This window comes from Maribrevibacterium harenarium (genome assembly GCF_006385675.1).
In the GTDB taxonomy this organism is placed as follows: Bacteria; Pseudomonadota; Gammaproteobacteria; order Pseudomonadales; family Marinomonadaceae; genus Marinomonas; species Marinomonas harenarium.
Window position 1 is genome coordinate 15,621 of the sequence record NZ_VFRR01000012.1, and the last position, 22,092, is coordinate 37,712.

The 22,092-nt window shown below is 47.2% G+C and carries 19 protein-coding genes; 4 read left to right on the plus strand and 15 right to left on the minus strand.

Annotated features, from left to right (window positions below; all coding sequences use genetic code 11):
* The 4 genes from minD to gorA form a co-directional block, all read right to left on the minus strand.
* Positions 1–810, minus strand: a complete 810-nt coding sequence (minD, locus tag FJM67_RS07670) for a septum site-determining protein MinD (RefSeq protein ID WP_140588209.1) — start codon at positions 808–810, stop codon at positions 1–3.
* Between the two features lie 36 nt (positions 811–846).
* Entirely contained in the window at positions 847–1,542 is a 696-nt protein-coding gene (minC, locus tag FJM67_RS07675; protein ID WP_140588210.1) for a septum site-determining protein MinC, read from the minus strand.
* A gap of 230 nt (positions 1,543–1,772) precedes the next feature.
* Entirely contained in the window at positions 1,773–2,546 is a 774-nt protein-coding gene (locus FJM67_RS07680; protein WP_140588211.1) for a PAS domain-containing protein, read from the minus strand.
* A 232-nt stretch (positions 2,547–2,778) separates the two neighbouring features.
* Positions 2,779–4,140, minus strand: a complete 1,362-nt coding sequence (gene gorA / locus FJM67_RS07685) for a glutathione-disulfide reductase (protein WP_140588212.1) — start codon at positions 4,138–4,140, stop codon at positions 2,779–2,781.
* Between the two features lie 133 nt (positions 4,141–4,273).
* Between gorA and xthA the strand changes: the two genes are divergently transcribed.
* The gene (gene xthA / locus FJM67_RS07690; RefSeq protein WP_140588213.1) at positions 4,274–5,083 is read left to right on the plus strand and encodes an exodeoxyribonuclease III; all 810 of its coding nucleotides are present in this window, start codon (positions 4,274–4,276) and stop codon (positions 5,081–5,083) included.
* A gap of 120 nt (positions 5,084–5,203) precedes the next feature.
* Positions 5,204–5,512 carry an ArsR/SmtB family transcription factor gene (locus tag FJM67_RS07695; protein ID WP_140588214.1) on the plus strand — a complete coding sequence of 103 codons (309 nt, stop codon included), beginning with the start codon at positions 5,204–5,206 and terminating at the stop codon, positions 5,510–5,512.
* Between the two features lie 9 nt (positions 5,513–5,521).
* Here FJM67_RS07695 and FJM67_RS07700 read toward each other — a convergent pair whose 3' ends face one another.
* From FJM67_RS07700 to sbcB, 8 genes are all read right to left on the minus strand, one after another.
* Complete coding sequence (locus tag FJM67_RS07700) at positions 5,522–6,373, minus strand: DNA ligase (protein ID WP_140588215.1); 852 nt, start codon at positions 6,371–6,373, stop codon at positions 5,522–5,524.
* 80 nt (positions 6,374–6,453) lie between these two features.
* A complete protein-coding gene (gene htpG, locus FJM67_RS07705; protein ID WP_140588216.1) occupies positions 6,454–8,376 on the minus strand; it encodes a molecular chaperone HtpG in 1,923 nt (640 codons plus the stop codon).
* Between the two features lie 140 nt (positions 8,377–8,516).
* Positions 8,517–9,221, minus strand: a complete 705-nt coding sequence (locus FJM67_RS07710) for an O-methyltransferase (protein ID WP_140588217.1) — start codon at positions 9,219–9,221, stop codon at positions 8,517–8,519.
* Positions 9,211–9,942, minus strand: coding sequence for a DUF599 domain-containing protein (locus tag FJM67_RS07715; protein WP_140588218.1), 732 nt, complete (start codon positions 9,940–9,942; stop codon positions 9,211–9,213). Before FJM67_RS07715 ends, FJM67_RS07710 begins: the two co-directional genes overlap by 11 nt.
* Before the next feature lie 69 nt (positions 9,943–10,011).
* Positions 10,012–11,046: a dihydroorotase gene (pyrC, locus tag FJM67_RS07720; RefSeq protein WP_140588219.1), complete on the minus strand. Its 1,035-nt coding sequence runs from the start codon at positions 11,044–11,046 to the stop codon at positions 10,012–10,014.
* Positions 11,047–11,120: 74 nt separating this feature from the next.
* Entirely contained in the window at positions 11,121–12,971 is a 1,851-nt protein-coding gene (locus FJM67_RS07725) for a DEAD/DEAH box helicase (protein WP_140588220.1), read from the minus strand.
* 103 nt (positions 12,972–13,074) lie between these two features.
* On the minus strand, positions 13,075–14,103 hold the full coding sequence (locus FJM67_RS07730) for an AI-2E family transporter (RefSeq protein ID WP_140588221.1): 1,029 nt from the start codon (positions 14,101–14,103) through the stop codon (positions 13,075–13,077).
* A gap of 45 nt (positions 14,104–14,148) precedes the next feature.
* Positions 14,149–15,597, minus strand: coding sequence for an exodeoxyribonuclease I (sbcB, locus tag FJM67_RS07735; protein WP_140588222.1), 1,449 nt, complete (start codon positions 15,595–15,597; stop codon positions 14,149–14,151).
* Between the two features lie 70 nt (positions 15,598–15,667).
* Between sbcB and FJM67_RS07740 the strand changes: the two genes are divergently transcribed.
* Positions 15,668–16,174, plus strand: coding sequence for a YchJ family protein (locus FJM67_RS07740; RefSeq protein ID WP_140588223.1), 507 nt, complete (start codon positions 15,668–15,670; stop codon positions 16,172–16,174).
* Here FJM67_RS07740 and FJM67_RS07745 read toward each other — a convergent pair.
* The 3 genes from FJM67_RS07745 to FJM67_RS07755 are packed head-to-tail and all read right to left on the minus strand — an operon-like array spanning position 16,171 to position 20,476.
* Positions 16,171–17,235 carry an HD domain-containing phosphohydrolase gene (locus tag FJM67_RS07745; RefSeq protein WP_235890016.1) on the minus strand — a complete coding sequence of 355 codons (1,065 nt, stop codon included), beginning with the start codon at positions 17,233–17,235 and terminating at the stop codon, positions 16,171–16,173. The genes FJM67_RS07740 and FJM67_RS07745 overlap by 4 nt on opposite strands.
* Before the next feature lie 8 nt (positions 17,236–17,243).
* Entirely contained in the window at positions 17,244–19,973 is a 2,730-nt protein-coding gene (locus tag FJM67_RS07750; RefSeq protein ID WP_140588224.1) for a hybrid sensor histidine kinase/response regulator, read from the minus strand.
* 8 nt (positions 19,974–19,981) lie between these two features.
* Positions 19,982–20,476 carry a molybdopterin-dependent oxidoreductase gene (locus FJM67_RS07755; RefSeq protein WP_140588225.1) on the minus strand — a complete coding sequence of 165 codons (495 nt, stop codon included), beginning with the start codon at positions 20,474–20,476 and terminating at the stop codon, positions 19,982–19,984.
* Positions 20,477–20,779: 303 nt separating this feature from the next.
* Between FJM67_RS07755 and aroA the strand changes: the two genes are divergently transcribed.
* A complete protein-coding gene (aroA, locus tag FJM67_RS07760; protein ID WP_140588226.1) occupies positions 20,780–22,057 on the plus strand; it encodes a 3-phosphoshikimate 1-carboxyvinyltransferase in 1,278 nt (425 codons plus the stop codon).
* The last annotated feature ends 35 nt before the right edge of the window (positions 22,058–22,092 follow it).

Below are 22,092 nucleotides of genomic sequence, written 5' to 3' on the forward strand. Positions count from 1 at the left end.
TTAACCCCCCAATAATCTTTTGAAAAAGCCCTTCTTTTGCACCTGAGTGAAGCGCAATGGTCGCTCTTCCCCAAGTAAACGAGCAACCGCATCTTCATAGGCTTGCCCCGCTTCTGCCGCTTGATCAAGTATTACCGGCGTACCTTGGTTAGAAGCCTTCAGCACTGCTTCAGATTCAGGAATGACGCCGAGCAAAGGAATGGCTAGAATTTCCTCCACATCCGCCACACTCAACATTTCCCCTTCTTCAACCCGTGTGGGGTTGTATCGAGTCAGTAATAAATGCTCCTCAATCGGGCTATCGCCATTTTCTGCACGGCGGCTTTTACTCTGCAGAATACCCAAAATGCGATCCGAGTCACGCACAGAAGAGACTTCAGGGTTAGTCACTACAATGGCACTATCAGCGAAGTAGAGCGCCATTTGTGCTCCTTTTTCGATACCAGCTGGAGAGTCACAGATAATGTAATCAAAGTCTTTCGCTAATTCGTTTAGCACCGCTTCGACCCCTTCCTTAGTGAGCGCATCCTTATCTCTAGTTTGGGAGGCAGGCAGAATGTACAGATCCTTGGTGCGCTTATCTTTAATCAAAGCTTGGGACAATGTTGCATCTTGATTAATGACATTAACAAAGTCATATACAACTCGACGCTCACATCCCATGATCAAATCGAGATTACGCAGACCTACATCGAAATCGATGATCACTGTCTTATATCCTTTCAGTGCCATACCGGTGCCGATTGCAGCGCTGGTCGTTGTTTTACCTACACCACCCTTACCGGAGGTCACTACTATAATTTTGGCCAAAGTTGCGTCTCCTAATTCAATCTGCGTCTGACTACACTATAGTGCAGCCACGTTTAACTTGTCATTGACTAAATATATCTGCGCTGGACTGGACCACACTCCAGTTTCCATGCTATCGCTTAACATAAAATTGCCGGCAATCGAGACTAACTCAGCCTCAAGGCTACGGCAAAAAATCCGTGCTTGTTCGTTACCACTTACACCAGCTAATGCGCGCCCTCGTAATGCCCCATATACATGTATACTACCTTCCGCAAGTATTTCTGCTCCGGGACTAACGGCAGCCAATACTACTAAATCACCTTTGGCGTAGACTTGCTGGCCTGAACGAATTGGCTTATCAATAATGGTCGTGCGGGGGGCTTCGATATTCTGTTGGGGAGTAACTTCAGCAGCGGTGAGAATAGGCTTTTCCGCGGCACGCTTGGCATTACTCAAACGAGGGATGGAAAGATTAGGTTGCCAAGCATACTGAAGTTCGTCATTTTGACGCCACCCAATCACGGCAAACTTCAGTTCATTTAATGAAGAACTTAAGTGGGACAAGCGCTCTGCAGTTAAATTGACGTGGTCGGCGAAACTAATTAATAGTGGTGCATTGAGGAAAAAGCTCGGCGCAGCAGCGACTTTGTCACTTATGCCATGGATAATCTGCACATCATTGTCACCTAGCACTTCCAGCACGACCGTGGTGACAACGCTACCTTTTAATTTGAAATCTTGTGTTGCCATTGCGGCAAAATCCCCTACTGATCAAACACTTGAAACAAATCAAGTTGAATTTCCCGCATGTTAACATAACAACACAAAATAATGGGAATTTATTGTAGAAAGCCAACTAGGACACATGATCAAGTTTCAAACGATTCTTGTACTGCCATGATTTAAAAAGATTTTTTGGCAATATTAACAAGGTTGTACTAGTAAAACTGGGGATAAGTAACAGTCAAACCACGGGATACTTAACGTGAATTTAACCGAGTCGGAGTCTCGATGCCACGATCAGGATTTCCGCGCAATAGAAGCTCGCGACGCATTGTCCCTGAACCACGCGGTGGCGCTATACGCAATAGATAGGTACCAATAGCGGTCTCTGGGAGTAGCTCAAGCATCCACTCACATTGTTTGTGGCCCCCATGTCTGTGAGTTAGCACATCAGTGTGGGGACATTCCAACCAAACTGGTTTATTGGCCGCAAGTTCAGATTGCCAGCCGTGCAGATACAGCATGTCCAGTTTGGAGAGCAATGCGATGTCTAACGATTTATTAATGAGATCATCTTCTTTATAACCGGTCATAGCTTGGGCATCTTGATTCACGAGAATCACCCGACCACATCGATCAAGAACAAATGCACCCTCGCCAATTTGATTTAACAAGGCAGCGGCTAGGCTACGATACTCTTTTCTTTGTAACCGCTGTGACTCAAGTGCTTGTTTGATCTGTTCCATTGCCACAACTTGAGCGACACATCGGTCTGCCAAACGCTTGACCACACCAAGGCCATCCACATCAATATGGAGATGCTCAAGTGAAGGATGATGAACAAGATGCTTCAGCAATCTGTGCCGCAAAGCAACCACAGCGACCACAGCAAGCAATAACAACGACACAAGACAATAGCCGACCACCGGCGATACTGCACTAGGTGTTAACGGCGCCAATAGAAATAATCCCGCCACTATTCCTAACAGGACTGTTATTACCACCAATAGTAAACCATTGAATCGTGTCATTACCGCTCTCAGCCAGAATGCGAAGTAGAGGACTTACGCTGTAAATCAAACTTTAGCAACTGCAAGGAGAAAACATTGTTTATATTTGTTGGCTTTTGGCAGACAAATTCGTGGATTGTCACGCTTACACACACTCATTAACAATCTCACTCAGTAACAGCACAATAAAAGACAAGATCAAGCTAAATGGAGCCAACTATGACTCCATTAGTAAAAGCCGATTAGTCGCTAACTAACGCTTCTTCAGTGCATTCGCAGAGAAGGTAACGAACTCCTCCGCCGCAGTGGGATGCACTCCTATGGTGGTATCAAAATCGGCTTTTTTCGCGCCAGCGGTTACCGCAATGCCCATGCCCTGAATAATTTCGCCGGCATGATCACCCACCATATGCACACCTAGCACCCTGTCGGTCCCTTGGTCGACAATGAGTTTCATAAATGAACGTTCATCGGCACCAGATAACGTGTGTTTCATTGGGCGAAAATCCGTCTGATAGACATCAATAGCAAAGCCTCTTGTGACAGCTTCTTGCTCGCTGAGCCCCACTGTACCAATGTTCGGCTGACTGAATACTGCTGATGGAATATTGTCGTAGGACAAAGTCACTGGTTGACTATCAAACCAGTAGGCCAATAAGTGCATCGCTTCTTTGATAGCAACGGGGGTTAATTGCACTTTACCGGTGACATCTCCCAAAGCGAAAACGCTAGCAATATTTGTCGTAAAGTTACTGTCTATCGCGATCGCACCAGATTCAGTGAGCGCCACACCGGCGGCTTCTAAACCCAAATCCGTCGTGTTAGGTACCCTGCCAGCAGCGCACAACACGCCCCCGACTTTGATTTGACTGTTATCTGACAAGGTGACTAATTTCTCGCCATCCTCAAGTTGAGCGATCTTTTTAACTTCGCAATTAAGCCGCAACTGAATGCCAGACTTAACATATTCTTGCTGAGCGAAATCACGTATATCCTCGTCAAATCCACGTAACAGCTTATCGCCGCGATGAACCAAGGTCGTTTCCACGCCTAGACCATTAAAGATCCCAGCAAACTCAACCGCGATGTAACCGCCACCAATCACCAACACGCTGCTTGGTAGCTCGTCTAAATAGAAGATATCATCCGACACCCAAATATGCTCTTTACCCTCTATGTCAGGTACAAAAGGACGCGCACCTACCGCGATTAAAATCCTTTCAGCGGTGATTCTTTCACCATTTACCATTACGGTATGAGCATCAACTAGGGAAGCCTTACCCTGATAAATATCCACCCCAGGTGTGACCAGTAACTTTTCGTAAATTCCATTTAGACGCTGAATTTCTTGAGTCTTATTATCCCGTAGTCGTTGCCAAGTGAAACTGGGCTCAGGAAAATCCCAACCAAAGCCCTTAGCCTGCTGCACCACATGACCATACTCTGCCGCATAAACAAATAGCTTTTTAGGTACGCAGCCGATATTAACGCAAGTGCCCCCTAGGGCCGAGGACTCTGCCACAGCCACTTTCCATCCCTTGCTGGCTGCCATCCGACTAGCTCTAACTCCACCGGAACCCGCCCCGATGACGAATAAATCATATTGATAAGTCACAATTCCCCCTAATAACCGTCTAATAGTTACTAAATAGTAAATGGTTCTAGAAAAACAAGGCGCAATTAGTCGTAATTTCTCGACAAATTTGTCATTATTCGTCGATTAATTTTAATCAATCTTACTGAATTTTATGAAAATCGTATCTTTTAACATTAATGGCCTGCGCGCGCGACCCCATCAGCTGGACGCGGTTAAACTTTCCTTGGATGCCGATGTAATTGGTTTGCAGGAAACCAAGGTCCATGATGACGCATTTCCGCTGGAAGTAGCACAACAGTACGGATATCACGCCTACTACTTTGGCCAAAAGTCACATTATGGTGTTGCACTTCTATCCAAGTTACATGCCGCGAAAGTTGAGTATGGCTTCCCGAATGATGATAGTGAAGCTCAACGTAGGGTCATCATGGCCACTTTCGCCACAGAAAAAGGGCCACTAAAAGTTATCAACGGCTACTTCCCCCAAGGAGAGAGTCGCGATCACCCCACTAAGTTTCCCGCTAAAGAGAAGTTCTACCAAGACCTTCAAGCCTACTTGACGCAACACAATGACGTTGAGCAGGTAGTAATAATGGGGGACTTTAATATTTCAGCAGAAGACTGCGATATTGGTATTGGTGATGCAAATGCCAAACGCTGGTTGCGCACCGGAAAGTGTAGTTTCTTGCCGGAAGAAAGAGCGTGGTTTAAAGCACTACTCGACCTTGGATTTACTGACAGTTACCGCCATATCTACCCTAGCAACAATGACCAGTTCAGTTGGTTTGATTATCGCTCAAAAGGCTTCGAGGATACCCCTAAACGGGGGCTGCGTATTGATGGGGTACTTTGCAGCGATAACCTAGTTCCTTTTTTGAGCCAAGCTGGCATCAGTTACGAAATACGTGCTATGGAGAAACCATCCGATCATGCTCCTATTTGGGCGGAGCTTGATATTTAGGGTTTGCTAAATTAGAAATATATACTTATATTAACTGACTGGGCAAAGAGAAAATCCTTCTCGCCTAATAATAACAACTGAGCTTACCAAGCTAAGACATTACGGAGCCACTGTAGTAAGATGCAAAATTCCAATTTATCTATTGATAGCATGCTAGAGTCAGCCAGCGAAGCGTCCTGTTTCTTAAAGGCGCTGAGCAATGAAAATCGCCTGATCATACTTTGCAATCTGCTGAATCAGGAACTCTCCGTTGGTGCTCTTAACGAGAAAGTTCCCCTTAGTCAATCGGCCTTGTCGCAGCATCTTGCGGTGTTACGTAAAGATGGCTTGGTCGCGACACGTCGCGATTCACAAACGATTTATTATTCCATCGCTGATGAACGCATTAATGAAGTAATCGCGACCTTACACCGCGTATTCTGTAAGTAAAGTCTACGGTTACTCACGAGATGCTTTAAACGGGTAGCCGTCATTACGGATACGCAAAAAGCTGGCAAAGCGAGGCACTCCTCGCTTGGTTAGCCCCTGGTAGCGGAAAGTAATAACCTCCCCTATCTTGGGAGGATTCGCTCTTTGCTCATCGGTAAAGCCTGTACCTATTTTGAACGTCAGACCCGACTCCAACTGTACTTTCAAGGCCCCTAACTTGCCACTAAGTCTGCCATTGCCTGGCACATATCCAATAACCATGGCCTCCATATCTTGGTACGGCTTTAGTTTCAGCAAATGATCGCTACGGCCAGACACATGGGAAGCACTAGCCTGATGCAGTATCAGTCCCTCTCCACCTTTCGCCACCACACGATCCAAGTGATTATAGAGCTCTTCGACACTCTCTACAGAAAACTGTGTAATCGGACGAACATGGCTCACGCCAATGGACTGAATCAGTTCATGGTAATATTCCCAGCGTTTTGCAAATGAGCCGCCGTAACTAGGCGCATCGAACACTAGGTAAGTGATTTTGCGCCAATGGGCGTCATTAGGTATATCGTCTAGCACTGTCGATGTGGTTTGCTGGAACACCCCGTAACCCGCCCACAATTCCCCATCTAAGACGACGCCTTTAGGTAGTGGCTCTGTAAACCAACTGGGGGCATGAATAGGATTTCCTTGCCGAGACAGCAATTGGTAGCCATCCCAGATTGCTCTTACCCCATCGTACTTTTCACTGACGAGATAATCAGCTACATCTTGCCCATCGTAGACTTTAGCGAGTTGAGGACCAGCTATTACCTTAGCAAAAGATAATAGGAAGGCTAAACATAGCCCGCTGATGAATCGCAACATAAGTAACTCTCCTTGTTTGTTTATGTGAGCTATAAAAAACCCGAGCATCCGGCTCGGGTTTTGAGTCTAGCACAGTCCTACTAGGCTGACATCTGCACGATAATTTTGTTCATGCGACTGACGAAAGAGGCTGGATCTTCCAACTGACCACCTTCCGATAGGGTTGCTTGCTCAAATAGCAACCAAGCCATATCCGCGAAACGCTCCTCATCGGACTCTTGATCCATTTTCTGCACAATAGGATGATCAGGATTCACTTCCAAGGTTGGCTTAGATTCCGGCACTTTTTGACCCGCTTGCTCTAACAAGCGGCGCATTTGTAGCCCCATATCAAACTCGCCCACTACCAAACAAGCAGGAGATTGCGTCAGACGATCTGTAGTTTTCACTTCCGCTACTTTTTCGTCTAACACGGATTTCATACGATCAAGCAAAGGTTTAAGTTGCTCTTGCTTCTGCTCTTTCTCTTTCTTGGCTTCTTCCGTTTCTTCTGCCTCGAAGTCGAGCTTGCCTTTGGTCACATCTTGGAATGACTTGCCTTCGTATTCACGCAATGAAGACATCATCCACTCGTCAATGCGGTCACTCAATAGCAACACTTCGTAGCCTTTTTTACGTAGCACTTCTAGGTGAGGACTATTTTTCGCCGTATTGTGAGTCTCGGCGTAGATGTAATAGATCTTATCCTGGCCTTCAGCCATACGCTCAATATACTGATCCAAGGACTCAGTTTGTTCTGGTTTGTCCGTGTGGGTCGTACTGAAGCGCAACAACTTGGCAATCTTATCTTTATTACCAAAGTCGTCCGCTGGGCCTTCTTTGATTACCGCACCGAACTCATTCCAGAATTTCTGGTAGTCTTCCGGTTCGTTTTTGGCCATCTTGGTGAGCATATCCAACACGCGTTTCGTCAAAGCGGAGCGCATGGAATCAACAGCGCTGTCGTTTTGCAGAATCTCACGGGATACGTTTAGCGATAAATCGTTGGAATCCACAACCCCTTTCACGAAGCGCATGTAAGGGGGCAAGAAGGCCTCCGCTTCATCCATGATAAATACACGCTGCACATACAGCTTCAAACCACGCTGCATGTCGCGATTCCAAAGGTCATATGGAGCTTTTGAAGGAATATATAGCAAACTGGTGTACTCCAGCTTACCTTCCACTTTATTGTGGGACCATTTCAATGGCTCTGCCATATCGTGGGAAACGTGCTTGTAAAACTCTTTGTACTCTTCATCGCTCACTTCACTACGAGAGCGAGTCCAGAGCGCTTTTGCTGAGTTCACTGCCTCCCACTCTGGGGCTGACTTTTCTTCCGACTCTTTAGGGTTACCCTCTTCATCAAACTCTGGATAAACCACTTTTTCCATCTCAACTGGGATAGAAATATGATCGGAGTATTTGGTGACTAGCGAACGCAGCCGCCAGTTATCAGCGAACTCTTTATCATCCGCTTTTAAGTGTAGAGTGATGCGAGTACCACGAGTGGCTTTTTCAATCTCTTCGATAGTGAACTCGCCGGTGCCCTCGGACTCCCAACGAACCGCCTGTTGTTCATCGGCACGTCGTGTTTCAACTGTGACTTTATCAGCAACAATAAAAGCGGAATAGAAACCTACACCGAACTGACCGATTAACTGACTGTCTTTCTTCTGGTCGCCACTGAGCTGCTCTAGGAATTGGGCGGTGCCAGATTTTGCGATGGTACCTAGGTTGGCAATCGCTTCTTCGCGACTCATACCAATGCCGTTGTCATCGATGGTTAAGGTGCCTGCATCCTTGTCAAAGCTGATGCGCACCCTCAGATTAGGATCGTCCGCCAACAAATCTGGATTTGAAACGGACTGGAAACGCAGCTTGTCAACCGCATCGGAAGCATTAGAAATTAGCTCCCGTAAGAAAATCTCTTTGTTAGAGTACAAAGAGTGAATCATCAAATGGAGAAGCTGTTTTACTTCAGTTTGAAAGCCAAGAGTTTCTTTTTGGGTTTCAGTTGTCATGGACTCGCATGCTCCCTATTTTTACCAACCACCCGTCACTTAAGGTGACGAGATCTCAAATTAACCTGTAGTTGGTGATATGGGGTAAGACCGACAAAATTCAACCCTAACAACTTAGGGCATAAAAACGATGGGGCCGGTTAACCAATAAAATGTGCTAGGGTTAAGCCATCTCCAATCGGCAACAGACTGATATCAAAGCGAGGGTCGCAATGTAGTCTTTGATTGAGTTCACGCACTTGTCGAGTATCTCGATCTTGAAAGCCTTCATCTGCCACGTTGCCCCACCAGAGGGTATTGTCTACGACAAGTAGCCCCCCAGGTCTTAATAGCTGCGTGGCTAGCTCGTAATAGCGCAATAGGTTTTGCTTGTCCGCATCAACAAAAATAAAATCAAAACTACTGGGAGTGGTGTCTGCTAGTTCCACTAAAACATCCACGGCGTTGGCGCAACGAGTTTCGATATTTTGGTGATTAGGCAGCTGTTCTAAATACTTACGAGCTATCTCTAACCACATGGACTTTTTATCAATGGCAAGCAAGGTCGCATTAGCTCCCATCTTTTGCGCAATGGAAACCGTACTGTAACCAGTGAATACACCAACTTCCAATAGCCGCTGTGGCTTTATCAGCGAAACCAATAGTCCTAAGAATTGCCCCACTTCTGGAGAAACGGCCATACGCGCCATATGATACTGGGCAGTTTCACGACGTAGCGCTTGTAATAGCTCAGACTCTCGTACTGACACGTTAAGTAAATAACGATAGACCTGATCGGTGACTTGAACAGTGCGATTGACCGGAGGATTATCTACCGGCACCTGTTTCGGAAAATTAGGCAGCATTGGACTTAATCACCAATCCACGGTAAAGCGTTTTAAAAGTTTTTGAGCGAAACTCGCGGCGATAGAGTACGGCTACCACTAGGACACTGGAGATCATACAAATGTATGGCCCTAAAAACCAACCAGCAAACGCCATGGCAAAATAATAAGCGCGTAAGCCGTAATTAAATTGATTCGCCGCTAGACTACAGATCTGCGCCATGTGTCGGGCGTACAGCTCCCGCTCACTTTCCTCAATGCCCCGCTCCGTTGCCAACGGTGCGCTACCGACTAATACGGAACAGAAATTATACTGGCGCACCGACCAGGTAAAAGTAAAAAAGGCATACACAAAGATGACGATAAGAACAATCACCTTGAGCTCCCACTCCTGCTGGGTCGTCGGTGCTAAAAGGTGGAAATCGTTGAGAATGCCAAGGGCTTTCTCCGAATAGTTAAATGCCGTAAATAAACCGGCGATTATCAGTAAGCTGCTAGAAGCGAAGAACAAGCTGCTACGCTCTAAGTTAGCCATTACCGAGGCATCAGCAATGCGATTGTCTCGGCGCAGTAGCCGCGACATCCAAGCTAAGCGAAACTGATGCAGCACGCTTACGAGACAGTGTTTGCGCTTGGAATTGTAGAGTGCATAGAATGCGTATCCCCACCAACAGGCAAGGAAAAAAGACAATGTGATCAAGTCGATAGGACGTATAAACGCAAATGGGGATTCAGCAGCCATGATGTCTCGTCTGAAATAAACCTAGAAATACCCGCGGATAACGAGCGCCACCCGCGGGCACAAAGCTAATTAACCTTTCAATTTCCAATTGACGGTTTGGCCGGCAAAGAAAGGCACGATACTATCACCAGCAGGCAAGGCTATCTCGTCCGGCACTGTCCATGGAGATTTTTCTAACGTAATGGTCTCTGTATTTACCGGCAAGCCATAGAACTTCGGCCCATGCAAACTCGCAAAACCTTCTAGCTTATCCAGAGCATTGAGCTCTTCGAACACTTGTGCATAAAGCTCGATCGCCGACCATGCACTGTAGCACCCGGCACAGCCACAGCAATGCTCTTTCTTATGTTTAGGATGCGGGGCGGAATCGGTACCAAGGAAAAATCGCTCTGAACCCGATGCGACCACAGCGCGTAATACCTCTTGGTGAATGTTGCGCTTTAGCACCGGCAAACAATAGTTGTGTGGACGAATACCGCCAACCAACAGGTCATTACGATTCAATAGCAAATGTTGAGGTGTAATAGTTGCGGCCACTCCTTCACGAGCCTCCATAACAAACTGAGCCGCTTCCTTGGTGGTGATATGCTCAAACACCACTTTAAGACTAGGCACTTTCTCAACAATTCTTACTAAGTGACGGTCAATAAACTCCTTCTCTCGGTCAAAAATATCCACATGCTTTTCCGTAACCTCGCCGTGAATAAGCAGTAGCATCCCCTCTTCCGCCAACGCTTCGAACACAGGAAACAAAGAATCTAACCCGCTAACACCGGCGTCTGAATTGGTCGTTGCTCCTGCCGGATACATTTTCGCAGCCACAACCCCAGCCGCTTTCGCCGCTTTGATCTCTTCACGGGTGGTTTTATCCGTTAAATAAATCGTCATCAAGGGCGTAAATTGCGTATTGTTTGGTACAGCAGCTTCAATTCGCTCCCGGTATTCGACCGCCATTTGCGCCGTGGTCACCGGTGGCACCAAATTCGGCATTACAATCGCACGTCCAAAACAACGCGCTGTGGCTGGGACGGTTTCACGTAGCATATCCCCATCACGGAAGTGTAAATGCCAGTCGTCGGGTTTAATTAGGGTAATTTCATTCATGCTCGTTTTATTCCTTGCTTAACTACTCGCCACTCATAAAAAAGCCGAGTCAGACTCGGCTTTTGCACTAAAATTTAGTGTTTTTCTCGGCGCGGCTTGCGCTCACCGCCATTGAAGCGACGTTCGCCACTGTTTGAGCGATGCTCGCCACCACCGTTTGGTTTGCGACCACGACCACTGCTTGGCGCACCTTTACGACGGTTAAAACCGTTGTCCTCTGGCAGACTATTTACGTCTTCCAATACAGACAATTCCGCACGTTGCCCACAGATACGTGTTTTAGCCAATTTTTTCAGTGCTTTATCAGCTTGCTGTACTGGCAGATCAACGGTAGAGAAGGCTTCATAAATTTCAATATGACCGATTAAGCGACTTTCAATGTCTGCTTCATTGGCAATGGCGCCAACGATGTTGCCAGGTTTAACACCATCGCGGTAACCGACGCTGACGACAAAGCGTTTCATTGCTACATCTGGATTATCTTTGAGCGGCATTGCTTCCGCGGTCACTGGACGGGAAGGACGACGGCTACGCTCACCACGATCACGATCTGAGCGATCACCTCGATCTTCGCGCTCAGGGCGTTCGGCTTTAAATTCCGCCTCTTTAAGTATTAAAGGTGATTTACCTTGTGCCATGTGAGCTAGAGCTGCGGCAACTTTTAACGGATCAACCTCGTTTTCTTTTTGGAAGCCTTCCACTAACTCCATAAAGAAATCTAAATCTTCGTTATCCAATACGTCGGTAACACGCTCTTTAAAGCGAGCAACGCGCTGAGCGTTAATATCGGAAGCCGTCGGTAATTGCATGCGCTCGATCGGCTGACGTGTAGCGCGCTCGATTGCTTGAAGCATACGGCGTTCACGATGACCCACAAACAAAATTGCTGTACCAGAACGACCTGCACGACCGGTACGGCCGATACGGTGTACATAGGATTCCGTATCGTATGGAATGTCGTAGTTCACCACGTGGGATACGCGCTCGACATCCAAACCCCGGGCCACAACATCGGTTGCGACTAAGATATCAATCTTACCTGACTTGATACGTTCAACCGTTCGCTCACGCAGATTCTGGCTGATATCACCGTTAAGTGCTTCACAGGCATGGCCTCGAGCAGTCAATTTTTCTGCTAACTCAATGGTCGCCGCTTTGGTGCGAACGAAGATGATCATGCCATCATGTTCATTCATTTCTAAAATACGAGTCAGGGCGTCTAGCTTATGCAAGCCACTTACCTGCCAGTATTTTTGTGTGATCGTCATTGCCGTAGAAGTTTTGGTGACTATCTTAACTTCTTTCGGGTCTTGCAAATGCTGCTGCGCCACTTTTTTGATTTCTTTTGGCATGGTGGCAGAGAACAAAGCGATTTGGCGTGTCGCTGGTGTATGTTCAAGAATCCATTCAACATCATCGATAAAGCCCATGCGTAGCATTTCGTCGGCTTCATCGAGTACCAATGCCTGCAAACCATCTAGGTTAAGCGTTTTGCGACGAATATGATCCATGATACGACCAGGCGTACCAACAACGACCTGAACACCACGACGCAATTGACGCAACTGGCTGTCATAAGACATGCCGCCGTAAATTGGAGCCACGTGAAAATCAGGAAGGTAACGTGCATAGCTTTGGAATGCTTCAGAAACTTGGATTGCCAATTCTCGTGTTGGTGCTAACACCAACAACTGTGTCGTTTTATCGTTTAGATTAATGCGCGACAACAATGGCAGCGCGAATGCTGCTGTCTTACCGGTACCCGTCTGCGCTTGCCCTAGTAGGTCGTGCCCCTCTAACAAATGAGGAATTGATTGCGCTTGGATAGCGGACGGTTGCTCGTAACCGAGTTCGGCAACCGCTTTAAGAATAGGGGCAGCTAAGCCCAACGTATCGAAAGTAGGCTGAATATCAGCGTCAGACATGTATTAGAGTACCTTAGTAAGGGATGGGGAAAGCCAAGCTCGGCTTTCGCGGTGTCAATCTTGGAAATTGACCAGTGATTATAATCCATCCCTTGGGAATTAGCTAGCGCTGCTTGGGGGAAGAGTCGATCATAATCGCGAGCCAACGAGTACGAGGGTTCTCTTCTAAAGCAATTTTTAAAATGATCGTGAGCGGAATCGACAACAACATGCCAACCGGGCCAAACACCCACCCCCAAAGCAATAATGATAGAAAAACGACGAGGGTGGACAAACCCAAACCGCGCCCCATATAGCGGGGCTCGATCATATTGCCCATAACCAAATTCACCACCAAAAATCCTAATGCGGTTAGGCCGGCACTAAACAAGCCAAGCTGCACAAACGCCAACATTACGGCTGGCAGCGCTGCAATGATAGAACCAATATTGGGCACAAAATTCAACATAAAGGCGCACACTCCCCAGAGTATTGGGAAGTCCACACCCAACACCCACAGCCACGCCGTAATCAATACGCCAGTACCGATACTGACAAGGGTTTTGATAACCAAATAGCGATTCACGGTAGCGATAAAATGCTCGGCCGTTTGCATGGATTTGCTGGCGTCTTCTAGAGCAATAGAGAGTTTTTTGGGCAATTCGGCTGCTTCAAATAAAATGAACACCACCGTAATCACTACCAACACCAAATTAGTCAGTACACCACCGAGACTCGCCAGGGTATTGGCAAATAGCTGCATCAAGGACGACGGATCAATGTGACTGCGAATTTGCTCTGTCGAGAGCTGCACGCCTAGTCCATTCAACCAAGTAATGATATTGCTCATTTCAGCGGCAAAGCGTTGCTTATAAAACGGCATCTGCTTATAAAAGTCATCCAGGGAAGACCCCACCAGCATGCCGACACTGCCAAGCCCAACTACGATAATCAGCACCACCAGCAATACCGCCAACCCAGTTGGCACATGCCTAGCTCGGAGCGCACTCATTAATGGCGCACAAATAATGGCGATAAAAACCGACAACATAAACGGCACCACCACTTGAGACGCTGCCTTTAGCCCAGCAATAATTACTACGAATGCGGCAAAACCAATCAACCACTGAGTTCCTTTGTGCTGCTCGCTCACTTAATTACTCCTTTCCACTGCCTTTAATGTGATGCCTATAACGCGTCAGTAGGGATAGATGCTTTGGGCATAGTCAGCCAAATCTTGCAGCATATGCTGCTGCGCAGCTGTTAATTCGCCACCGATTGCAATTTCGTTCAGCATGGCAAAATACTCACTCATTGTCAGTGTACCGCCACCATCTCTTTCGAGTAGACGAGTGGAGCGGAATTCCTCCCACTGCTCCCGTCGCTCTGACGTTAACCCCTCGGGATAGTTCCGAGCAATATAGCGGGTTAACATTTCATCTAGACGACGATCATCGAAGGAAAACTCCATCTCCCCCAATAGATATCCGGGTGTAGCGCGAATTTCTTCCATACGCCGACGATCTTCATTGGAAAAGAACCCACCCGAATACAGCATCTGGTCAGGATCTTTGGGAATATCATTAAATTCCCGTTCATGCACTTGCACTAATTTTGCTGCGATACCATCTGCTTGACGCAATAACGCGAGATTTTGGCGACACACTTCTCCATCTAACTGCAAACGCTGCACCACCGTAGGATCCTTCAAAAAAGTAGCAGGGGCTACCGCAGGACACTTGTTCAAATGAATCAATTTAACCGGCAAGCGGAGCTGACTCCCCAACTGCTCTTTGGTACTAAATAAATTCTGTCGGATCTCATCCACCGTCCATTCCTGCAATGGCGCTATTTCCCCCATTAAATCAACGACCACCACCGCATTCTTATTGCTAGGATGATGGGCGACAGGAGCCACAAAAGCAGCAAATTTTTTCTCTTGGCCAAACATGCCAGAAATATGGAGAAACGGCTTCATGCGTAAGGGATCGATGAAACTTTGCAGGGCAGATTTGTCTTTCATCGACAGGTAATAGTCGAACAGTTTCGGTTGCTTATCCCGAATTAACTTCGCCAAGCCGATGGTGGCGTAAACATCCGACAAAGCATCATGGGCTTGTTCATGGGCAAGTCCATTGGCGACGGATAGATCTTCTAGCTTCAGTGAATAAGTTCCGTCTTCTCTCTTCGGCCAAACAATGCCATCGGGGCGCATAGCAAAACACATACGCACCAAATCAATCACATCCCAACGGGAGCAGCCGTTTTGCCATTCGCGAGCATAGGGGTCGATAAAATTACGGTAAAAGCCATGACGCACAATTTCGTCATCAAACCGCAGGGTGTTGTAGCCCAAGGCGATGGTATTTGGCGCGCCGAGGTGCTTTTGCACTTCTCCCATAAATTCCGCTTCACATAATCCGTCGCGGTTTGCCTGCTGCGGGGAAATGCCTGTGAGCAAACAAGCCTTAGGATGGGGCAGCACATCATCTGCTAACTTGCAGTAGAGCATTACTGGCTCACCAATAGGATTAAAGTTCATATCGGTACGCATACCGGCGAATTGCATCGGGCGATCCCGAATAGGATCCGTACCCGTCGTTTCGAAGTCGAACCAAAAATAGGTCTGCTCGGTGGAATTACTCACAATAAGCCCTGTTTGTCGCCAAATAAATAGGTATTATACGCAGGTAATCAATGGCTTGGCGATCATAGTAATGAATAATACGATTCCATCACACTGCCCTTGCGGCACATCCATGCCCTATGAGATGTGCTGTGGTATGTACCATCATAACCCTGGCACTGCCCCTACTGCAGAAACTTTAATGCGCTCCCGCTACAGTGCGTTTGCGCTAAAGCAATTTGACTATATCATTGCCACTCAACAGCTTGGGGAAACGCCAGAAACCGCAGCAGCCATTGAAGACAGCAATGGCGCCACCCAGTGGATTAAGCTGGAGATTTTGGACTCCGTAAACGGTTCTGAGAAAGACAAAACTGGACAGGTTACCTTTTGTGCTCAGTTCAAAGAAGGCAGCAATACCGGCAAGCTTACCGAAACATCCAACTTTGAACGAATCGACGGCAAGTGGTACTACACTGGTGGCCGCCATCAGATTCAAGGCAATACGCCTCATATACTACCCGAAGAACACAAGATCGGCCGCAACGACCCATGCCATTGCGGATCAGGAAAGAAATTTAAGAAGTGTTGCGCTTAGTCGCTCCACTTCTCCATCACTTCACGGATTTGTGGTTCACACTGAATAAACAACTCCACCAAGTTCGGATCAAACAGCTTACCCGCCTCGCTTTTTAGGTGGTGAAATGTCTCTGTTAAGCCCCAAGCGGTTTTGTATGGCCGCTTACTGGTTAGGGCGTCAAACACATCAGCTAGGGTAATGATTCTAGCAGCGAGCGGAATGTCATCTGCCTTTAATCCTCTAGGATAGCCGGTCCCATCCCAACGCTCATGATGAGCCAACGCAATCTGTGCCGCCATTTTAAATAAGGGAGCCTGACTTTGTGAAAGGATATCGTAGCCAAACTGGGTATGCTGTTGCATGACCAGACGCTCGCTGTCTGTTAATGCCCGAGGGGCTTTTAGTATCGAATCCGGCACACCAATCTTACCGATATCGTGTAACGGCGCAGCAAGGCGTATACGTTCACATTCCTCATTACTCCAACCGATAGCACTTGCCAACAAGGCGCTATAGTCAGCCATACGTCCCATATGACTGGCGGTATCCTCATCTTTATAATTGCTGACGACGCTCAGCATAGAAACCGCCGAACGCAAAGATTCTTCAAGCTGCTGTGTGCGTTGGGCGATTAGAAGTTCATGGCGATATTGACGCTCTGCAAGCTCAATGTGACTACGAACCCGGGCCAATGTCGTTAGCGGTGTAATGGGTTTAGTAATAAAGTCGGCCCCCCCAACTTCAAAGCCTAAACGCTCATCCTCCACAGAACTCATAGCAGTGACGAAAATCACTGGAATCGCTTTTGTATGGGGATTTTGCTTGATAGAACGACATACCTCAAAGCCATTCATGCCCGGCATCATGATATCTAGCAAGATTAAATCGGGAGCCTTTTTTTCTATCTGCGCCAGCGCTTGCTCGCCACTCTTCGCTACTCGCACTTGATAATGATGGGATAATATGCTGCGCAGAATATCAATATTATCGGCCATATCATCTACCACAAGGATAGTCCGAGGAGCGATATCCGCATCGTGGAGAGCTAGCGAATCGTTCATGTAATCAAGGTCTAACAAAATCGCTCCTAACATTGTTCCAATAGAGCTTCGATACGCTCACGGGCATCATCGAAATCATATTCTTGTAGATCGTTGCGAATCGCAGCGAGTTCTTTAGCAATCTTACCTTGGGATGGTAAGTCCAACTGATCAAACACATCCAACGCATCAGCACCACCCTCATCCAATAGCTCAAGCAACTTTTTCAACTGGTCAGCGTGAACACTAGTCAGGCTTGGGAGATTAGTAGATATTGGAGCTTGCGGGAAACCTTGACTAACACGACCAGACTCTTTGAACTCCACAATCGCAAGGGATAAATGCTTAGCTGCAAGGCGGATATCCGCATCGTCTATACGCGAATCATCAGAGCCCAGTTGGTGCTCGTAGTCAGCGAGTTTTACAGCGAAGGCATCGGCCCCGATGTTAGCCGCTGCGCCTTTCATAGAGTGCAGTTCATAACCGCTAGTCGGCAGCTTTTTAGCGTCATCGAGATACACCTTTAGCATTAGCTCGAAGCGCTCCAAGATTTGACGATAGCGCTCACTGTCGCCGCCAAAGCGCATCAGACCCGCATCTACATCCAATATCAAAATCGGCTTAGACTGGGTCTCAAGTGGCGGGAGAGCCTCATTTTCATCACCTAAAATCCACTGCTCCAGCTTGTTAAGCAGCAACAACGGATCGAGCGGCTTAGTTAGAAAGTCATCCATACCAGCTTGGAGCGCCTGATTGCGATCAGACTCTAGTACACCTGCGGTAAGTGCCAAAATTGGCGGTCGCTGATTTCCATAACGTTCAATGATAGCTTCCGTGGCTTCAAAACCATCCATCTCCGGCATCTGCACATCCATCAAAATCAAATCAACTTCATTGTGTGCCAGCATCTCAACCGCAAGACGACCATTTGCCGCATGTATTGTCATAACGCCCAGTTTTTCCAACAGGGCCTTGGCGATTTCAGCGTTTATTGGATTATCTTCCGCCAATAAAATACGCTTACCTAACAAACTTCCAGCTTGATGGTAAGCCGCTAAAGCACCACCAGAAGATTTCTGCTCAGACTCGCCTTTTATTAACTTCTGCAACACGAAAGGAGTTAGCAGCGGCGACTGTTGCCAGTTTTGGGGCAAGTAACGAATTGAACTGGTGCCAAGCACTATGGTGGGTTTATGCCACTTCGCCGCCACATCCAACAAGGTCTGCGCTGACTGGGCTTCACACCAATGAGGACTTAGAACCAATGCTTCCTCCGGACTCGCAACCAAATTATCAGGACGATAACGGGACAGCTGCACTGACGTTCCTTGGAAGATGCTTTGTGCATCTCGGTCATCATCCATGACAGCGAGTACTGTTCGTTTAAGCACCAAACTTTTTTGCTCAGCTAATTCAAGTGGTATCTTGATACTAAAAGTCGTTCCCTGCCCAAGTAAGCTGCGGTAGTGAATCTCCCCTCCCATCATTTCCACCAAACGCTTGGTGATACCCAAACCTAATCCAGTACCACCATACTTTCGCGTAGTACTGTTGTCAGCCTGGGTGAACCCTTCGAAAATATCTACATCTGCGCCAATACCGATGCCAGTATCACGTACAGTAAAAACGAAATTCCCATCAAGTCGCGTTACATCAACGTCTACACTACCTTCATGGGTAAATTTGATAGCATTACCGACAATATTGACCAGAATTTGCTTTAATCTCGTTACATCACCGACTAAATTGTCGGGAAGATTAAAATCTCTCCTTACCATGATGTCTAACCCTTCAGCATGGGCACTAGAGCAACAAATCTCGTACACATATTGCAGCACTTCATCGAGGTTGTATTCCACGCGCTCTAGCTCCATCTTCCCCGCTTCCACTTTGGAAAAGTCGAGAATGTCATTTATGATGGCGAGCAGGCCGTGGGCTGCAGATTGGATTTTAGTTAGGTGATCTTTTTGCTTGACGGAAAGCTCGGTATCTAACACCAGATGAGTCATACCGATAATGGCATTCATCGGCGTACGAATTTCATGACTCATGGTTGCAAGGAATTCGCTCTTCGCCTTTGTAGCCGCTTGTGCCGCTATCGCCGTCTTCTGTAGCTCATTAGCGAGTTGCTTGGTCTTGCGGTAAGACTCTAGGCTCTGTCTCACTTGACTAAAGAGCATGCCGATAATCACCATCATGGTGAAGGTCAACAACACGACTAGTGCTCCAAGGTAGCTGAACAGCTTAGTCATATCGTTACGAGCATCAACTTTATCTTGGGAGCGCTTTGCTAAGGCATCAAGCACTATTTGTTCCGTCAAGGTCAATACTGTTTCGACTCGCGTCAGAATTTCATTCAACTGCCTTTCCGTAAGGCGATCAGAAAACAGCAAACCGTCAATGCTTGATAACTGCGCCCGCAGCAAATCTTTATTTTTGTAGGCATCAGGGAGACGCTCAAACAATTCCTTCAGCTGCCCTGCTGATATAATGTTGATGCGGCTAAATAAAATATCAAAACGCAGTTGGGCTTCATCCAACAAATCATAATCTGTTGGGTTATTTCTTAGTAAGCGAACGGAGTTACGCAGTTTTAGCGCTTCTCGATCAAGCTGGTAGGAAGCCCAAAGTGCATCCTCTTCTGCCGCAGATAGAAGTGCGGCTTGTCGATCCATCAACTCCACATACAACAAAACCACCACCGCCAGAAAAATGGCGGCAGTGGTTACCAGTACTGCAAGAGTTGCTTTAACCTTAGTTTTAAGAAATTCGCGCATTCACTCTACTACTGAACGTGAATTGACTTTACCTGCCAAACTGAACGATTGTGAATAACCTCGTTATTCAACGAGGGCTCGTTATCAAAAGGATACAACATGAAAATTGGCCCCTTATCACGCACCCGCATATTTTCGCCATTCATTTCCATTGCCATCAGTACATCGTGGGCTGCTGCATCTGCTGCCGGCATTTCCGCCGCATAGTCGTTTAACGCGGTAATGGTTAAGGTAGTTCCGTTAGCCCCAACCGCATCCAGCAACGACTGCAACTTAGGACCTTTAAAAGTATTAACGCCTTCCGTCCAAGGTGTGGATGTCACTAGAGTTTTCATACCGAGATCTTCCAGCATTTTCCGATCAAACACGGCAGCGCCCTGTTGATTGGTTTCTGAAATTGCGCCTGTTACCGTCAAGATAACACGGCCTACCGGTTGCTCTAACGCCATTACTTGTGATGCTGCTGCAATCAGCAAAGAAAGAAAAACAGACTTTTTCAACATTGTTCACTCCCGCAATACCAGTCGTAAGAAGATTTGCTTGAGTATATCTTGCTTTCAGCACGGTGTACGCTCTTGTTACGATTTGCTACGTTTTAATCAGTTCATTGCGATCAAAACACCAACTAAATCAACACTTTTTACGATAAAACACAGCAATACCATTCCGCTTCATGAAAGGGTATTATAGAGCTCTTTCACGTATATCTGTGGCGCCTAACGCTGCGCGTCTCAGCTAGGTATGATCACGCACTTAGAATAACGATCAGCCATACTTCTAACTAGCACACTATGATGGACACTTCCATGAATTCGATTACCCTTGGCCCACTGGTTCGGGCAAATGGCGAGATCCAAATCCCCGGTTCAAAGAGCCTTTCCAACCGCATTTTACTGTTGGCCGCACTGGCAAAAGGCACCACTAAGATCACTAATTTGCTGGATAGTGATGATATTCGCCACATGCTGAACGCTCTCACCAACCTTGGTGTGGAATATCAACTAAGCGCCGATAAAACAGTCTGTGAAGTCGTCGGTAACGGTGCTCCATTTAATGCCGCATCGGCGGATTTATTCCTGGGCAACGCCGGAACGGCAATGCGTCCCTTGACAGCCGCCCTTTGCCTTGGTCATGGCACATTCAAACTTCACGGCGAGCCACGTATGCATGAACGCCCAATTGGCGATCTAGTTGATGCATTGCAGCAGCTCGGCGTTGATGTGCAATACGATGGCAATAACAACTACCCACCGATTACGATCAACGCCAATGGCTTGATGGGCGGCGAGGTCTCCATTAAAGGCAACATTTCCAGCCAATTCTTGACCGCATTGTTGATGGCAGCACCAATGGCCCAACAAGACTTAACGATTCGCGTAGATGGTGAACTTGTATCTAAGCCCTATATCGATATCACGCTGCATGTTATGTCCCAGTTTGGCGTCGCGGTAGAAAACCAAGACTACGCTGCCTTTGTGATTAAAGGTGGACAGCAGTACGTTAGCCCCGGGGAAATTATGGTCGAAGGCGATGCCTCTTCGGCATCTTATTTCCTTGCTGCAGCAGCAATCGCCGGTGGCACGGTACGGGTACACGGCATTGGTTCTGAAAGCGTACAAGGGGACGTTAAATTTGCGGAAGTGCTAGCCGCTATGGGTGCAAAAATCACCTATGGGCCAACTTGGGTAGAAGCCTCCCGTGGTGAACTAAATGGCGTGGATATGGATATGAACCACATTCCTGACGCCGCCATGACCATCGCCACCACGGCGCTTTTCGCCAAGGGGCCGACAACTATTCGTAACATCTATAACTGGCGAGTAAAAGAAACGGATCGTTTGAATGCGATGGCGACGGAGTTGAAGAAACTTGGGGCAGTAGTGGAAGAGGGGCATGACTTCATCCGTGTTGAACCAAACGGCAATCTACAACACGCCGCTATCGACACTTACAACGATCATCGTATTGCCATGTGTTTTTCGCTAGTAGCTTTCTCTAATACCCCGGTTACGATCAATGACCCAGGCTGCACATCAAAGACCTTCCCAACATATTTTGATCTTTTCACAGGTATCACCGAATAGATTTTGATCTTTCTGGCTCACCTCACCGGCCCCAA

Bases quoted from the DNA above. Each gene is read 5' to 3' on its own strand.
- FJM67_RS07710 (WP_140588217.1), bottom strand. From the start codon at position 9,221: ATGCTGCCTAATTTTCCGAAACAGGTGCCGGTAGATAATCCTCCGGTC.
- FJM67_RS07715 (WP_140588218.1), bottom strand. From the start codon at position 9,942: ATGGCTGCTGAATCCCCATTTGCGTTTATACGTCCTATCGACTTGATC.
- FJM67_RS07695 (WP_140588214.1), top strand. From the start codon at position 5,204: ATGCAAAATTCCAATTTATCTATTGATAGCATGCTAGAGTCAGCCAGC.
- FJM67_RS07740 (WP_140588223.1), top strand. From the start codon at position 15,668: ATGAATAATACGATTCCATCACACTGCCCTTGCGGCACATCCATGCCC.
- FJM67_RS07680 (WP_140588211.1), bottom strand. From the start codon at position 2,546: ATGACACGATTCAATGGTTTACTATTGGTGGTAATAACAGTCCTGTTA.
- FJM67_RS07725 (WP_140588220.1), bottom strand. From the start codon at position 12,971: ATGTCTGACGCTGATATTCAGCCTACTTTCGATACGTTGGGCTTAGCT.
- aroA (WP_140588226.1), top strand. From the start codon at position 20,780: ATGAATTCGATTACCCTTGGCCCACTGGTTCGGGCAAATGGCGAGATC.
- xthA (WP_140588213.1), top strand. From the start codon at position 4,274: ATGAAAATCGTATCTTTTAACATTAATGGCCTGCGCGCGCGACCCCAT.
- htpG (WP_140588216.1), bottom strand. From the start codon at position 8,376: ATGACAACTGAAACCCAAAAAGAAACTCTTGGCTTTCAAACTGAAGTA.
- FJM67_RS07755 (WP_140588225.1), bottom strand. From the start codon at position 20,476: ATGTTGAAAAAGTCTGTTTTTCTTTCTTTGCTGATTGCAGCAGCATCA.
- FJM67_RS07700 (WP_140588215.1), bottom strand. From the start codon at position 6,373: ATGTTGCGATTCATCAGCGGGCTATGTTTAGCCTTCCTATTATCTTTT.
- pyrC (WP_140588219.1), bottom strand. From the start codon at position 11,046: ATGAATGAAATTACCCTAATTAAACCCGACGACTGGCATTTACACTTC.
- FJM67_RS07750 (WP_140588224.1), bottom strand. From the start codon at position 19,973: ATGCGCGAATTTCTTAAAACTAAGGTTAAAGCAACTCTTGCAGTACTG.
- minC (WP_140588210.1), bottom strand. From the start codon at position 1,542: ATGGCAACACAAGATTTCAAATTAAAAGGTAGCGTTGTCACCACGGTC.